The sequence below is a fragment of the Streptomyces sp. MS06 genome, assembly GCF_047200655.1.
GTDB lineage: Bacteria > Actinomycetota > Actinomycetes > Streptomycetales > Streptomycetaceae > Streptomyces.
Window position 1 is genome coordinate 61,349 of the sequence record NZ_JBJZOJ010000008.1, and the last position, 14,659, is coordinate 76,007.

The window sequence follows — 14,659 nt, forward strand, 5'->3', positions numbered from 1 at the left end:
ACCTGGCCGCTCGGGGCCCCGCGCCCCGGTAGGGTCCCTGTGTCCGGGTCGCCGGTGCCGTGCTCCGCGTCCTGCCCGGCTGCCCGGCTGCGCGCCTCCGGCTCCGGGCCGGGGCGGGGTCTCGGGACGAGCCTGTGACGTCGCGGTGACGCGCTCACGAGGCGGCAGCGGCGACACTCGACAGTACGAACAGGAACGGATCTCGGCATCGGAAGCGCGCAGGCGCGGAGGACGGCGACCGGGCCCATCGGCGCAGCGGCCCGGGACCGGGAGCGGGAAGGGCCAGGAGAGTGCGGCGAGGAACGCGAAGCAGGCCGTACGGGTGCCGACCGCCGTCCGAAGGCCGCCGTCCGCGGGCCCGCCGACTCCCCGACGCATCCGAGTGAGGGAAGCGATGTCTCGACTCAGCCGCGACGAACCGGAAACCAAGCCGGTCGCCGGACCGCCGGTGGCTCCCGGAGCGGCCGCGGCAACGCCGCTCGACGTCCACGTTCCGGCCGCCGGACCGGGCACCGGCGGTGCGTCGATCGACGGCGTGCCGGTGCTCGCGCCCCCCGGCGAGGACATCCAGCAGGTCGTCCTCGGTGAGCTGCGACGGATCGCGCAGGCCGCCGGCCACCCGGTTCAGGCGACGATCCACGACGAGCGCCTCGGCTGCGTCGTGCCGCTCCGCGTGGAGCTGGACGGCTCCAGCACCCTCGTCGGCGATCCGAGGCACGCGCCCCCGCGTACGCCTGCACCTCGCAACACGCCCCCGCGTACTCCCGCACCTCCGAGCACGCCCGCGCACGCGGTGGGCGAGTCCGCCTCCCCGAGCAGCAGGCCGACTGCGACCGGTCGGGCCCTCCCGGAGGGCCCGGAGACCTCGGAGGGCCCGGAGACTCCGGCTGCCCCCGGGGCCCCGGGGGCAGCCGAGCCGCGGCCTCCGTTGCCCGAGCAGCCGCCGGGCACGGCGGCGACCTCCACCGGGGTCTTCGGACCCCCGCCCGCGATGGGCGCGGCACCGTCGCCCACGTACCCGCCGAGCGCCGGGAGCCCGCGGCCCCACACCGCTGCCGGACCCGCCGGCGGCCCCGCGTCCGGTACCGCCCGGGAGACCACCACCCCACATCAGCCCGCCGCCACCGCGGGCCCCGGCACCGGGCCGAGGCCCCACCCCGCTTCCGGAGCCGGCGCCGACCCGGCGCCCCTTCGGGCCCCGGTCTCCGGAGCCGGCCCCGACCTCACGTCCCTTCTGGCCCCGGCGCTCGACGCCGAGCAGGCAGCCGAAGCCAGGCACACTCCGCCCAGGGGCTTCGACGCCGTCGCCGAAGCCGTCCTCGGCGACGACCCGGCGTTCGGGGCGGAGGCTCCGGTCGCGCTCGCCGAGCCGATGGCCCGTATCAGCGAGGCCGTGGCGTCGGGGCGTATAGAGGCGGCCGCCGAACTGGCGGGCCGTACGGTCGCCGAGGCGTCGGACACGCTGGGCAGCGACCACCGGGAGGTCCTGCGGCTGCGCGAACTCACCGCCTACATCGCCTACCTGTCGGGCGAGCCGACGCGCGCCTTCGACATGTCGCTCGAGCTCGCCCGGGTCCACCGCCGCGCGCACGACCAGGAGGCCGCCTACGGCAACGTCCTGAGCGCCGCCACGGCTTGGCGGGCGGTACGCGATCCGGCACACGGACTGCGTCTGGGGCGCGAGCTGCTGGCGCTGTGGACGAGGCTCGCGGCCGTGCCCGGCCCCGCCGCGTGCGAGAGCGAGCGGCTGGACTCGGCCCGAGCCCGCATGACCCGGCTGGCCGAACGCGCCGCAAGGGCAGAACGTGCCGCGCAGGCCGAGTGAGTCGTGCACCGGTGAGCGGTGCGCGGCCCGGCCGCCCTACGGGTGCGGCACGTCGCCGACGAGGTTGCCGCCGCTCACGTTGTTCGTGTGCGCGCCGATGATCGAGGAGAGGTCCGGGAGCTCGGCGAGGGTCTGAGCGTCCACCTCGGGCGCCGGGCCGTGGAAGCCGTCCGGTCCGAGGAAGCCCCCGGAGCCGGCGATGGCCTCCGGGAAGTCGACGATCTCAGTGAAGGCCGAGCCGTGCGGATCGTCGGCGTGGGTGGGGGCGGCCGGTGCGGCGCCCGCGAGAGCGAGCGGCGACGGTAATGATCTTCTTCATGCCCGGGGCGCCTCTCCGGTGTCCCCGCGGAGTCAGTGCACGCAGAACTCGTTGCCCTCCGGGTCCGCCATCACGACCCAGGCGCCGCTCGGCTCCTTCACCCGCCGCGCCACGCTCGCCCCCAGGGACCGAAGCCGCTCCACCTCGCTCTCCCGCCGGCCCTCGCCGGGGTGCAGGTCGAGGTGGAGGCGGTTCTTGGCGGTCTTGGGCTCCGGTACCCGCTGGAAGAGGAGCCGCCTCCCCAGACCGGTGCCGCGCTCGTGGTCGTAAGGGTCCTGGGGGTGCCGTACCCCGATCAGGTCCCGGAAGGCGGGGCGGCCGTGGAACTCGACCGTGGCCTCGCCCGGCAGTGCCCCCAGTTCCAGCAGCCGCTCGATGAACGCGGAGTTGTCCTCGATCCGGTAGTGCAGCGCGGCGGCCCAGAAGTCGGCCTGCGCGTGCGGGTCGGACGCGTCGACGACCAGCTTCCAGTGCACCGGTTCGGGCGTAGTCGAAGTCATGGCTCCACTTGTACTGGTCGGCTGAGCGCACGCGCAGGGAAAACGCCGGGCGTCCCGTCCGTGGTCGCCTCCCGCGGACGGCCCCCGGACCGGGCCTGCGGGGTCAGAGGGCGCCTTCCCGGGCGCGTGGCTGCCCGTCGGCGGTGGCCGCCGGGATCCGGCGGGCGGACGGTCGGCGGGCCGTCCGCCAGGCGTCCCCGGTGAGCAGGGCCAGGGCCAGCCAGACCAGGCCGAAGCCGGCCCAGCGCTCGGCGGGCATCGCCTCGTGGAAGTACAGGACGCCGCACAGGAACTGGAACACCGGGGCGAGGTACTGCAGCAGCCCCAGGGTGGACAGCGGCACCCGGATGGCGGCGGCGCCGAAGCAGACCAGCGGCAGCGCGGTGACCACACCGGTGGAGGCGAGCAGGGAGGCGTGGCCCGCGCCCTCGGCGGCGAACGTGGACTCGCCCCGCGCGGTCAGCCACAGCAGATAGCCCAGGGCGGGCAGGAACTGCAGCGCGGTCTCCGCGGTCAGCGACTCGACGCCGCCCAGGCCGACCTTCTTCTTCACCAGTCCGTAGGTGGCGAACGAGCAGGCCAGGACGAGGGAGATCCACGGCGGACGGCCGTAGGCCACGGTGAGCACGACGACGGCGGTGAGGCCGATACCGACCGCCGCCCACTGGGTGGGCCGCAGCCGTTCCCTGAGCAGCAGGACGCCCATCGCTATGGTGACGAGCGGGTTGATGAAGTAGCCGAGCGAGGCCTCGACGACGTGCCCGGAGTTCACGGACCAGATGTAGAGGCCCCAGTTGACCGTGATCACGGCCGCGGCGACCGCGACCAGTGCCAGCCTGCGCGGCTGCCGCAGCAGCTCGCCGGCCCAGGCCCAGCGCCGTACGAGGAGCAGGGCGGCGGCGACGAAGACCAGCGACCACACCATGCGGTGGGCGAGTATCTCCAGCGCGCCCGCGGGCTTGAGGAGCGGCCAGTACAGGGGGACGAGCCCCCACATCCCGTACGCGGCGAAACCGTTCAGCAGGCCTGTGCGCTGCTCACCCCTCGACGTCCCGGCCATGGCGGGCCCCTCCTCACGATGCCGACGCCCGCACTCGCCGGGCACGCGAGGACGACGGTAGCGCCGGAATCCCCTCCTGTCATGCCCGTATCGCCATACGGTCATGACGGGTTTCGGGGGTGGGTGCCGGGGCGCCCACGGGAAGGGCCCGGCGCACCGCCTCCGCGGTGTGCCGGGCCCCGAGCCCTGTCGACGGCCCTTCTCAGGGCCGTCCGGTCCGACCGGTGCCGCCGCCACTCGGCCGGCGACCGGTGCCGGCGCTCAGCCGGTCACCGTCCAGGTGTCCCCGCCGGCGAGCAGGGCGGACAGGTCACCCTTGCCGTGCTGCTCGACGGCCGCGTCGAGCTGGTCGCCCATCTGCGCGCCGTAGACGGGCCGGTCCACGGAACGGAACACCCCGATGGGGGTGTGGTGCAGGGTGTCCGGATCCGCCAGCCGGGACAGCGCGAAGGCGGTGGTCGGCGAGGCGGCGTGGGCGTCGTGGACCAGCAGGGCCGGCTCGCTGTCCGGGGTGACGGCGACGACCTCCAGGTCGCCGGTGGCCGCGTTCCGCACGACGCCCCGGCTGCCGTCCCTGCCGAAGCGGATCGGCTCGCCGTGCTCCAACCGGATCACGGCCTCCTCGGCCCGGTCCTTGTCCTTGACGGCCTCGAAGGCGCCGTCGTTGAAGATGTTGCAGTTCTGGTAGATCTCCACCAGCGCGGTGCCCGGGTGGGCGGCGGCCTGCCGCAGCACCTCGGTCAGATGCCGCCGGTCCGAGTCGACGGTGCGCGCCACGAAGGACGCCTCCGCGCCGATCGCCAGGGACACCGGATTGAACGGGGTGTCCAGCGAGCCCATCGGCGTCGACTTGGTGATCTTGCCGATCTCCGAGGTGGGCGAGTACTGGCCCTTGGTCAGCCCGTAGATCCGGTTGTTGAACAGCAGGATCTTGAGGTTGACGTTCCGGCGCAGGGCGTGGATGAGGTGGTTGCCGCCGATGGAGAGGGCGTCGCCGTCACCGGTGACCACCCAGACCGACAGGTCGCGGCGGGAGGCGGCCAGCCCGGTCGCGATCGCGGGCGCCCGGCCGTGGATGGAGTGCATCCCGTAGGTGTTCATGTAGTACGGGAACCGGGAGGAGCAGCCGATGCCGGAGACGAAGACGATGTTCTCCTTCGCCAGCCCCAGCCCGGGCAGGAAGCCCTGTACCGCGGCGAGGATCGCGTAGTCGCCGCAGCCGGGGCACCAGCGCACCTCCTGGTCCGACTTGAAGTCCTTCATGGACTGCCGGGCCTCCGCCTTCGGCACGAGGGAGAGCGCCTCGACCGTGCCGGTGCCTTCCGTGGACGTCTCAGCCATCGATGGCCTCCTTGAACGCCGCGGCGAGCTGCTCCGCCTTGAACGGCATGCCGTTGACCTGGTTGTACGAGACGGCGTCGACCAGGTACTTCGCCCGGATCAGGGTGGCGAGCTGGCCGAGGTTCATCTCGGGGACGATCACCTTGTCGTAGCGCTGCAGCACCGCGCCGAGATTGCCGGGGAAGGGGTTGACGTGCCTCAGGTGCGCCTGCGCGATCGGCACCCCCGCCCGGCGCAGCCGCCGCACCGCAGCGGTGATCGGGCCGTAGGTGGAGCCCCAGCCGAGCACCAGGGCCCGCGCCTCGCCGGGGTCGTCGACCTCGAGGTCGGGGACGTCGATGCCGTCGACCTTGGCCTGGCGGGTACGGACCATGAAGTCGTGGTTGGCCGGGTCGTAGGAGATGTTGCCCGTGCCGTCCTGCTTCTCGATCCCGCCCACCCGGTGCTCCAGCCCCGGCGTCCCCGGGATCGCCCAGGGACGGGCCAGGGTCTGCGGATCGCGCTTGTACGGCCAGAACACCTCGGTGCCGTCGTCCAGGGTGTGGTTCGGCCCCCGCGCGAACTGCACCCTCAGGTCGGGCAGCTCGTCCGGTTCGGGGATCCGCCACGGTTCGGAGCCGTTGGCCAGGTAGCCGTCGGACAGCAGCATCACCGGAGTGCGGTAGGTCAGCGCGATCCGCGCCGCCTCCAGCGCGGCGCCGAAGCAGTCCGCGGGGGTCTTCGGAGCGACCACCGGGACCGGCGCCTCGCCGTTGCGGCCGTACATGGCCTGCAGCAGGTCGGCCTGCTCGGTCTTGGTCGGCAGCCCCGTGGACGGTCCGCCGCGCTGGATGTCCACCACCAGCAGCGGCAGCTCCAGGGAGACCGCCAGCCCGACCGTCTCGCTCTTCAGCGCGATGCCCGGACCGGACGTCGTGGTCACCGCCAGCGAACCGCCGAACGCCGCGCCCAGCGCCGCACCGATCCCGGCGATCTCGTCCTCGGCCTGGAAGGTGCGCACGCCGAAGTTCTTGTGCCGGCTCAGCTCGTGCAGGATGTCCGAGGCCGGGGTGATCGGGTACGAGCCGAGGAACAGCGGCAGATCCGCCTGCTGCGCGGCCGCGATCAGACCGTAGGAGAGGGCGAGGTTGCCGGAGATGTTCCGGTACCTTCCCGGCGGGAACGCCGTCCCGGCCGGCGCCACCTCGTAGGAGACCGCGAAGTCCTCCGTCGTCTCGCCGAAGTTCCAGCCGGCCCGGAACGCGGCGATGTTCGCGGCGGCGATGTCCGGCTTGCGGGCGAACTTCGTCCGCAGGAACTCCTCGGTGCCCTCCGTCGGGCGGTGGTACATCCACGAAAGCAGGCCCAGCGCGAACATGTTCTTGCTGCGCTCGGCCTCCTTGCGGGAGAGGGCGAACTCCTTCAGGGCCTCCACCGTCAGCGTGGTCAGCGGCACCGGGTGCACCCCGAAGCCGTCCAGCGAGCCGTCCTCCAGCGGGGAGGCGGCGTAGCCGACCTTCTGCAGCGCCCGTCGGGTGAACTCGTCGGTGTTGACGATGATCTCCGCGCCGCGCGGCAGGTCCCCGACGTTCGCCTTCAGGGCCGCCGGGTTCATCGCCACCAGCACGTTCGGCGCGTCGCCCGGGGTCAGGATGTCGTGGTCGGCGAAGTGCAGCTGGAACGACGACACGCCCGGCAGGGTCCCGGCGGGCGCCCGGATCTCGGCCGGGAAGTTCGGCAGGGTGGACAGGTCGTTGCCGAAGGAGGCGGTCTCGGAGGTGAACCGGTCACCGGTGAGCTGCATACCGTCGCCCGAGTCCCCCGCGAACCGGATGATCACCCGGTCCACCCGGCGGACGTCCTTCGTCCCGGCCGGTTTGCGCTGCTCTCCCACGACGGTTCCGTCGGTCTGCTCCGCTGGGCTGCTGACCTGACTGGTCACTGAAATGGACCTCCCTCGAGGCGGCTGTCGAGGAGCGGCCCTCCCCAGGGCGCTCCCGGGATCAACCCTACGTCCGTAAGGGTCGCCTTCCCCGGGTGATTCGCATGCCGGACACGACTTCGCGGCGGTTCGCCGCCCGTATGTCCGTGATGCGCCCGCACCTCCCGCCGGCGAGGACGCTCCGCCGGGTTCCCCGGTTCTGCCGTGCCGGCCGGGCGGGCCCGGCAGAGCCGCCCGGGGCGGGCCGGCGGCGGTCCCGGCGGCCGGCCGGGGCGGGTCGCCGGACGCGTCGAGGACGCGTCGAGGGCGCGTCGAGGGCGCGTCGAGGGCGCGTCGAGGGCGGGTCGCGGGCTGGTGCGCCGCCTGGCCGCCCGGGCCCGCCGCCTGGGCCGCCGGGCTCGCTGCCGGGGCCGCCCGGGTCCGCCGGCTGCGACCCGCGGATGCGACCGGTGCCGGGGCCGCCCGGGTCCGCCGGGGCCGGCGGGCGCGGCCCGCGGATGCGACCGGTGCCGGGCCGGTGTCAGGAGTTCAGGTACGTCAGCACCGCGAGCACCCGCCGGTGGTCCCCGTCGCTCTGGGACAGGCCGAGCTTGAGGAAGATGTTGCTGACGTGCTTCTCCACGGCGCCGTCGCTCACCACGAGCTGCCGCGCGACCGCCGAGTTGGTCCGCCCCTCCGCCATCAGGCCGAGGACCTCCCGCTCCCGCGGGGTGAGCCCCGCGAGCACGTCCTGCTTGCGGCTGCGTCCGAGCAGCTGCGCGACCACCTCCGGGTCGAGCGCCGTACCGCCCTCCGCGACCCGCACCACGGCGTCCACGAACTCGCGGACCTCGGCCACCCGGTCCTTCAGCAGATAGCCGACCCCCCGGCTGGACCCGGCCAGCAGTTCGGTGGCGTAGCGCTCCTCCACGTACTGAGACAGCACGAGCACCCCGAGCTCCGGATGGGCCTTGCGCAGCCGGACGGCGGCCCGCACCCCCTCGTCGGTGTGCGTCGGCGGCATCCGCACGTCGGCCACCACGACGTCCGGCAGGGCGCCGTCCGCGTTCAGCTCGGTGATCGTCTTCACCAGGGCCTCCGCGTCGCCGACCCCGGCGACGACGTCGTGCCCGCGGTCGGTCAGCAGCCGGGTCAGCCCCTCCCGCAGCAGCACCGAATCCTCGGCGATGACCACCCGCACCCTGTCCTCCACGATCCTCGGCCCCCCAGTCCCAGCCGGCACAGCCCGTCGACCGGTCCAGCATTCCAGCATTCACCGCCGGATGCCCCCGGGCGACGCAAAACCGGCCGGTGGGAGACGCGGCCGGTGAGAGGGGGACCGCTCGGCCCGGCTCAGGGACGCCAGGGCAGCTCCGCCGTCACCCGGGTGGGACCGCCGGGCGGCGAGTCGGCGACCAGGATGCCGTCCACCGCGTCCAGCCGGCCGGCCAGACCCGCCAGCCCGGAACCCCCGGAGGTGTCCGCGCCGCCCACCCCGTCGTCCGCGACCTGCAGCATCAGCCGGTCGCCGGCGCGCCACACGTCCACGGACGCAGACCTGGCCCGGCTGTGCTTGCTGACGTTCTGCAGCAGTTCGGAGACGGTGAAGTAGGCGATCCCCTCGATGGCCGGCGCGGGCCGCGCCGGCAGGTCCACCTCCACCCGCACCGGCACCGCGCAGCGGGAGGCGACGGCCGACAGCGCCGCGTCCAGCCCGCGGTCGGTGAGCACCGCCGGGTGGATGCCCCGCGCCAGGTCCCGCAGCTCCTGCAGGGCCGTCTTCACCTCGCCGTGCGCCTCGTCGACCATCCGGGCGGCCGCCTGCGGGTCCTCCCGGAGCTTCTCCTTCGCCAGGCCCAGGTCCATCGCCAGGTTGACCAGGCGGGCCTGCGCCCCGTCGTGCAGGTCGCGTTCGATGCGCCGCAGGTCCGCCGCCGCCGTGTCCACCACGACCCCCCGGTCCGACTCCAGCTCCACCACCCGGGAGGCCAGCCGGGTCGGGCCCAGCAGAGCGTGCACCAGCAGCCGGTCCACCGACGTCAGCGCCCGCACGATCCAGGGTGCGGCCAGCGTGAACAGCAGTCCGACGAGCGCGGTCACGCCGATCTCGAACGGGTTGTCCAGGTAGACGCTGTGCTGCTGGTCGCCGTACAGCTGGATGCCGCCCTGGCCCGCGTACACCGGGAAGACCCAGAACCACAGCGGGTAGCTCAGCATCGCCCAGCCGTACGCCCACACGCTCAGGGCGACGGAGAACGCGAACACCGCCCACGGGAAGTGCAGCAGCGCGTACAGCAGGTGCCGCCAGGACGTGCCGCTCTTCAGCAGCGAGCCGATCCACGACCGCGTGCCGTCCCCACCCGACCGCAGCGGCTCCGGGTCGCCCACCTCCAGTCCCAGCAGCCCGCGCGCCCGCGCCCGCTCCATCGCCCCCAGGCCCCGGCATCCGGCCAGCCCCGCCGCCAGCACCGGCACGCCCAGGAAGGTCACCAGCAGTCCGGCGCCGAGCGCGATCACCGTCACGGCGTACACGAACATCACGACGGCGATCGGCAGGCCGAGCAGCAGGTACCCGAACTCCTTCCGGCTGCGCGCCTCGAACGGGGCGCGCAGCGCGGCGGGCAGCCGGTGCGGGCGCCGCTCGTCGCCGTAGCCCGTCCGGTAGTGCTGACGTCCGTACCCCATGGCCATCGCCGTCGTCCGTTTCTGCTCGTCGTGCACCGCACCGTGGCGTTCCGCGGTGTCTCCCAGCCTGTTGCGCCGGAGCTCGGCCGGGAATGACGGCCGTCGGCGTCTTGAACCGGGGGTTTTCCCCACCTGCTACGGCTGCTCCGGTGCCCGGTCCCGCCAGGGCAGCTCCGCCGTGACCGTCGTGGGGCCGCCGGCGGGGGAGTCGACGACGAACAGGCCGTCCACGGCACCCAGCCGGTCCGCCAGCCCCCGCATCCCGGTGCCGGCGTCCAGCGAGGCGCCGCCCACCCCGTCGTCCGCGACCTGCAGCATCAGCCGGTCGCCGGCGCGCCACACGTCCACGGACGCCGACCTGGCCCGGCTGTGCTTGCTGACGTTCTGCAGCAGTTCGGAGACGGTGAAGTAGGCGATCCCCTCGATGGCCGGCGCGGGCCGCGCCGGCAGGTCGGCGTTCACCTTCACCGGCACCGTGCACCGGGAGGCCACCGAGGACAGCGCCGCGTCCAGTCCGCGGTCGGTGAGCACCGCCGGGTGGATGCCGCGGGCCAGGTCCCGCAGTTCCCGGAGCGCCAGTTTCACCTCGCCGTGCGCCTCCTCGACCATCGCCGCCGCGGATTCCGGGTCCTCCGGCAGCTTCTCCTTCGCCAGGCCCAGGTCCATCGCCAGGTTGACCAGGCGGGCCTGCGCCCCGTCGTGCAGGTCGCGTTCGATGCGCCGCAGGTCCGCCGCCGCCGTGTCCACCACGACCCCCCGGTCCGACTCCAGTTCGGCGATGCGGCGCTCCAGCTCGTCCGACGGCGACAGCAGTCCCCGCACCATGGCCCGGTCCACGTTGCTCAGCCCCCGCGCCAGGAACGGCAGCACCGGCCACAGCACGAACAGCGAGACGAAGGCGGTCGCGAAGGTCGCGACACCCCACGGCAGCCGGATCACGGCGTACAGGGTCGTGCGCCAGGCCACCGGGTCCTTCAGCGCCATCCACAGCCGGGGGGCGAGCCCCCTCGCGCGGCGTAGCGGCAGCGGGCTCGGCTCGTCGACGCGGACTCCCAGCAGGCGCCGGGCCCGGCCCCGCTCGAAGCGGCCCAGCAGCCGTGCTCCCAGCAGGCTCAGTGCCAGCAGCGGGAACCCGACCACCGTGACCGTCAGGCCGCAGCTGACCGACAGCACCGCCGCCACGTAGACGAAGCCGAGCACCGCCATCGGCAGGTTGCAGAGGAGGTGGGCGATCTCCTTCCAGGTCGTTGCGCCGAGGGCGAAGCGCGGTGCGGGAAGGCGGTCTCCGGCGGCGGGGCGCGATCCGGCGGCGGGGCGCCGGGGCTTCCCTGCGGGGCCGGGCTTCCCTGCGGGGCCGGGCTTCCCTGCGGGGCCGGGCCTTGCTGCGGGGCCCGGTTCACCTACGGGGCTGGGGACTTCGGCTGCGGTCATGCGGGCCAGCGTGCCGTGTACCGCGCCGCCGCGCCATGAGGCCGCCCGCCGTTGCCCGGCGGGGGAAAACCCCACCCCGCAGCCGCAGGCGCGTCCCAAGGTGCGACGGGCTGCTTACCTCGTCTTTAGCAGGGCCTAGACTCCCGTGCGTACAGATCGCCGAACACCGGGTCCGCGGCCCGCAGGTCGCGAGGTCCGGGTCACGAGGTCAGGGAGCGAGGGACGGACGTGCGGGAAACGACCGCCGTCATCGCGGCGGACTACTTCCGGTCCTACGCGGTCGTCGGGCTGCTCGCCGTGGTCGGCGTGCTGTTCGTCGCCGTGGCCTTCGGCGCGAGCCGCCTGCTGCGCCCGGTGGTGCCCACCCCCGAGAAACTGCTGACGTACGAGTGCGGGGTCGACCCCGTCGGCGAGGGCTGGGCCCACACCCAGGTCCGCTACTACGTGTACGCCTTCCTCTACGTGATCTTCGCGGTCGACTCGGTCTTCCTGTTCCCCTGGGCGACGGTGTTCGCCGCCCCCGGCTACGGAGCCACCACCCTCGTGGAGATGTTCCTCTTCCTCGGCTTCCTCGCCGTCGGTCTGCTGTACGCATACAAGAAGGGGGTCCTGACATGGACGTGACCCCGAAGTCCGGCAAGCCGGAGCCCGTGCTGCTGCCCGATCCGGGCCGCCCCTCCGCGGGGAACCCGCAGGGCGCACCCGCCGAGGGCGCGGGAAGGCTCGGCGCGCTCGCCCGCCTCGCCCCGGAACCGATGAAGGTGATCCTCAACTGGGGGCGCCGCTACTCCCTCTGGGTCTTCAACTTCGGCCTCGCCTGCTGCGCCATCGAGTTCATCGCCGCCTCCATGGCCCGCCACGACTTCATCCGCCTCGGCGTGATCCCCTTCGCACCCGGCCCGCGCCAGGCCGACCTGATGGTCGTCTCCGGCACGGTGACGGACAAGATGGCCCCGGCCGTGAAGCGCCTGTACGAGCAGATGCCCGAGCCGAAGTACGTCATCTCCTTCGGCGCGTGCTCCAACTGCGGCGGCCCGTACTGGGACTCGTACTCGGTGACCAAGGGCGTCGACCAGATCATCCCGGTCGACGTGTACGTGCCCGGCTGCCCGCCCCGCCCGGAAGCGCTGCTCCAGGGAGTCCTCAAGCTCCAGGAGAAGATCGCCCGGGAGTCGCTGGGCGAGCGGTACGGCAAGGGAGCGGGCGCGGGGCGCCCGTCGGCGGCCGCGCTGCAGAGCGGTCTCGTAAAGCCGCCGGCCGCACCCCGGCACGGCGGTGCGGGCAGGCCCGAGGCCGGCGACGGCGGCGCCGGCAACCCGGCTTCCGGGAGCACGGATACCCGGGAGGGCGGGCGATGACCGCGGTCGGCTGGCTGCCGGCCCCCGCCGACGAACTGTTCGGCGCGGACGCCACGGCCGAGGAGTCCTACGGCGTCCTGACGGTCGACGTGCCCGCGGCGTCCTGGCTCGCAGCGCTGGAGACCGCCCGCGACCGGCTGGGCTGCACCTACTTCGACTGGCTGAGCGCGGTCGACGAACCGGGCACCGGGTTCCGCGTCGCGGCCCACGTCGCCGCACTCGCGCCGCCGTCCGTGCGGCGGCTGCTGCTGCGCACCACCGTTCCGCACGAGAGGCCGGCCCTGCCGTCCGCCGTCGGCGTGTACGCGGGCGCCGGCTGGCACGAACGAGAGACGCACGAGATGTTCGGCGTCGCGTTCGAGGGACACCCCGCACTGGACCACCTGCTCCTCCCCGAGAACTTCGAGGGCCACCCGCTGCGCAAGGACTTCGTCCTGGCCGCCCGCGTGGCCAAGGCCTGGCCCGGGGCCAAGGAGCCCGGCGAGTCCGAGCACGGCGGCCCGAAGCGCCGGCAGATGCTGCCTCCCGGCGTCCCCGACCCGAACGAGTGGGGCCCGCTCAAGGGCCAGCTGCCCCCCGCCCCTGCCCGCCCCGCCCGCGGCGCGGGCAGGGCGGCGGGCGCGGGCGCCGCCGGCCGGGCCGCCGGTGAACGTCCGGCGCGGCGCACCCGTACGGCCGCGGAGGGCTCGGCGAGCCAGGCCGCGGCGGACACGGGCGCCGCCGGTTCCGCCGCCCCACGGCGGTCGCGCAGTGCCTCGGAGGGCTCGGCGAGCCGACCCGCCTCGGGGACGCCGGGTGCGGCCGCACCGCGCCGCGCACGCAGCGCGAGCGGAGGATCCGCCTCCCAGCGGGCGGAGACTCCGAAGGCGCCGGAGACTCCGAAGAGGCCGGAAACGCCGGAGGCCCCAGAGACGCCGGAGACCCCGGAGGCCCGGCGAACACCGGATGCGGCCGAGGCGGCCGAGCAGGCGCAGCCGGACCGTACCCCGGGAACACCGGGAACACCGGGAACCCCGGCCGCGCCGGGCCGCGGTTCCGACGCTCCCTGGCACCACGCCCGCCCCGCCTTCGACGAGTCCGAGCGGCCCGAGGGGCGACCGCAGGGTCCCGAGCAGCGAAGGGAAGGGCCCGAGCCGGGGCCGCAGGAAGCCACCCACGGCGAAGAGGGCGCCGCCGACCCGGAGCGCGACGAGTCGCGCACCTCCGGGCCCGCCGCACCCGAGCCCACCACCGACGATGCCGGTCCCGACCGCCCCGCAGGAGGCACGCAGTGAACGACGCGCTCGACGTCGCCCTGCGACTCCTCGCCGTCTTCGTCGTCTTCCTCACCTTCCCGCTCGTCGTCGGTCAGACGGAGCACAAGGTGATGGCCCACATGCAGGGCCGTCTCGGCCCGATGTACGCCGGTGGTTTCCACGGCTGGGCCCAGCTCGTCGCGGACGGCGTGAAGTTCGCGCAGAAGGAGGACGTCGTCCCCGCCGGTGCGGACCGCCGGGTCTTCCAGCTCGCGCCGGCCGTCGCCCTGCTGCCGTACCTGCTCGTCCTCCTCGCCATCCCCATCGGCCCCGGCGAGGGCGCCGTCGGGCAGGTCCTGGACGCGGGAGTGTTCTTCGTACTGGCGGTGATGGGCGTCGGCGTCCTCGGCTCCCTGATGGCCGGATGGGCCAGCGCCAACAAGTTCTCCCTCCTGGGCGGTCTGCGCACCGCCGCCCAACTCCTCGCCTACGAACTACCGATGCTGCTCGCCGCCGCCTCCGTCGCCATGGCGGCCGGGACGGTCTCCCTCCCCGGCATCCTGGACGCGTTCGCCTGGTGGTGGCTGCCCTGGCAGATCATCGGCGCTCTGGTCTTCTTCGTCGCCGGGCTGGCGGAGCTGCAACGCCCGCCGTTCGACATGCCCGTCGCCGACTCGGAGATCATCTTCGGCGCGTACACCGAGTACACCGGGCTGCGTTTCGCGCTCTTCCTGCTCGCCGAGTACGCCGGGATCATCGTCCTGTGCGGGCTGACCACCGTCCTCTTCCTGGGCGGCTGGCACGGCCCCTGGGGCGCCGACGGGCTCGGCTGGCTGTGGACCCTGCTGAAGACCGCGGTCCTCGCCTTCCTCGTCATCTGGCTGCGCGTGACCTACCCCCGCCTGCGCGAGGACCAGCTCCAGAAGCTCTCCTGGACCCTCCTCGTCCCCCTCTCCCTCGCCCAGATCGCCCTCACCGGCGTCGTCAAGGTGGTGATCCGGTAAC

12 protein-coding genes are annotated in these 14,659 nt (G+C 73.9%); 5 read left to right on the forward strand and 7 right to left on the reverse strand.

The window, feature by feature from the left end; all coding sequences use genetic code 11:
- The first annotated feature begins 394 nt into the window (after nt 1-394).
- Nucleotides 395-1,825, forward strand: coding sequence for a tetratricopeptide repeat protein (locus tag ACL02U_RS05960; RefSeq protein WP_412789577.1), 1,431 nt, complete (start codon nt 395-397; stop codon nt 1,823-1,825).
- A 351-nt stretch (nt 1,826-2,176) separates the two neighbouring features.
- On the opposite strand, the gene ACL02U_RS05965 is transcribed toward ACL02U_RS05960, so the two are convergent.
- The 7 genes from ACL02U_RS05965 to ACL02U_RS05995 form a co-directional block, all read right to left on the reverse strand.
- Nucleotides 2,177-2,644 (reverse strand): VOC family protein, encoded by a 468-nt coding sequence (locus ACL02U_RS05965; RefSeq protein ID WP_412789578.1) that lies wholly within the window; start codon nt 2,642-2,644, stop codon nt 2,177-2,179.
- Nucleotides 2,645-2,747: 103 nt separating this feature from the next.
- Nucleotides 2,748-3,704: an EamA family transporter RarD gene (gene rarD / locus ACL02U_RS05970; RefSeq protein ID WP_412789579.1), complete on the reverse strand. Its 957-nt coding sequence runs from the start codon at nt 3,702-3,704 to the stop codon at nt 2,748-2,750.
- 261 nt (nt 3,705-3,965) lie between these two features.
- Nucleotides 3,966-5,045 (reverse strand): 2-oxoacid:ferredoxin oxidoreductase subunit beta, encoded by a 1,080-nt coding sequence (locus ACL02U_RS05975; protein ID WP_412789580.1) that lies wholly within the window; start codon nt 5,043-5,045, stop codon nt 3,966-3,968.
- Complete coding sequence (locus ACL02U_RS05980) at nt 5,038-6,966, reverse strand: 2-oxoacid:acceptor oxidoreductase subunit alpha (protein WP_412789581.1); 1,929 nt, start codon at nt 6,964-6,966, stop codon at nt 5,038-5,040. Before ACL02U_RS05980 ends, ACL02U_RS05975 begins: the two co-directional genes overlap by 8 nt.
- 520 nt (nt 6,967-7,486) lie before the next feature.
- A complete protein-coding gene (locus tag ACL02U_RS05985; RefSeq protein WP_412789649.1) occupies nt 7,487-8,146 on the reverse strand; it encodes a response regulator in 660 nt (219 codons plus the stop codon).
- A 152-nt stretch (nt 8,147-8,298) separates the two neighbouring features.
- Nucleotides 8,299-9,636 (reverse strand): sensor histidine kinase, encoded by a 1,338-nt coding sequence (locus tag ACL02U_RS05990; protein WP_412789650.1) that lies wholly within the window; start codon nt 9,634-9,636, stop codon nt 8,299-8,301.
- Between the two features lie 129 nt (nt 9,637-9,765).
- Nucleotides 9,766-11,061 carry a sensor domain-containing protein gene (locus tag ACL02U_RS05995; RefSeq protein ID WP_412789582.1) on the reverse strand — a complete coding sequence of 432 codons (1,296 nt, stop codon included), beginning with the start codon at nt 11,059-11,061 and terminating at the stop codon, nt 9,766-9,768.
- A gap of 228 nt (nt 11,062-11,289) precedes the next feature.
- Between ACL02U_RS05995 and ACL02U_RS06000 the strand changes: the two genes are divergently transcribed.
- Genes ACL02U_RS06000 through ACL02U_RS06015 form a run of 4 tightly spaced genes read left to right on the forward strand, consistent with a single transcriptional unit; the run spans nt 11,290 to nt 14,658 of the window.
- Nucleotides 11,290-11,685 (forward strand): NADH-quinone oxidoreductase subunit A, encoded by a 396-nt coding sequence (locus ACL02U_RS06000; RefSeq protein ID WP_412789583.1) that lies wholly within the window; start codon nt 11,290-11,292, stop codon nt 11,683-11,685.
- Nucleotides 11,676-12,419 (forward strand): NADH-quinone oxidoreductase subunit B, encoded by a 744-nt coding sequence (locus ACL02U_RS06005; RefSeq protein ID WP_412789584.1) that lies wholly within the window; start codon nt 11,676-11,678, stop codon nt 12,417-12,419. The genes ACL02U_RS06000 and ACL02U_RS06005 overlap by 10 nt, the downstream gene beginning before the upstream one ends.
- Nucleotides 12,416-13,693, forward strand: coding sequence for an NADH-quinone oxidoreductase subunit C (locus ACL02U_RS06010; protein WP_412789585.1), 1,278 nt, complete (start codon nt 12,416-12,418; stop codon nt 13,691-13,693). Before ACL02U_RS06005 ends, ACL02U_RS06010 begins: the two co-directional genes overlap by 4 nt.
- Nucleotides 13,690-14,658, forward strand: coding sequence for a complex I subunit 1/NuoH family protein (locus ACL02U_RS06015; RefSeq protein ID WP_412789586.1), 969 nt, complete (start codon nt 13,690-13,692; stop codon nt 14,656-14,658). Before ACL02U_RS06010 ends, ACL02U_RS06015 begins: the two co-directional genes overlap by 4 nt.
- Nucleotide 14,659: the final 1 nt, after the last annotated feature.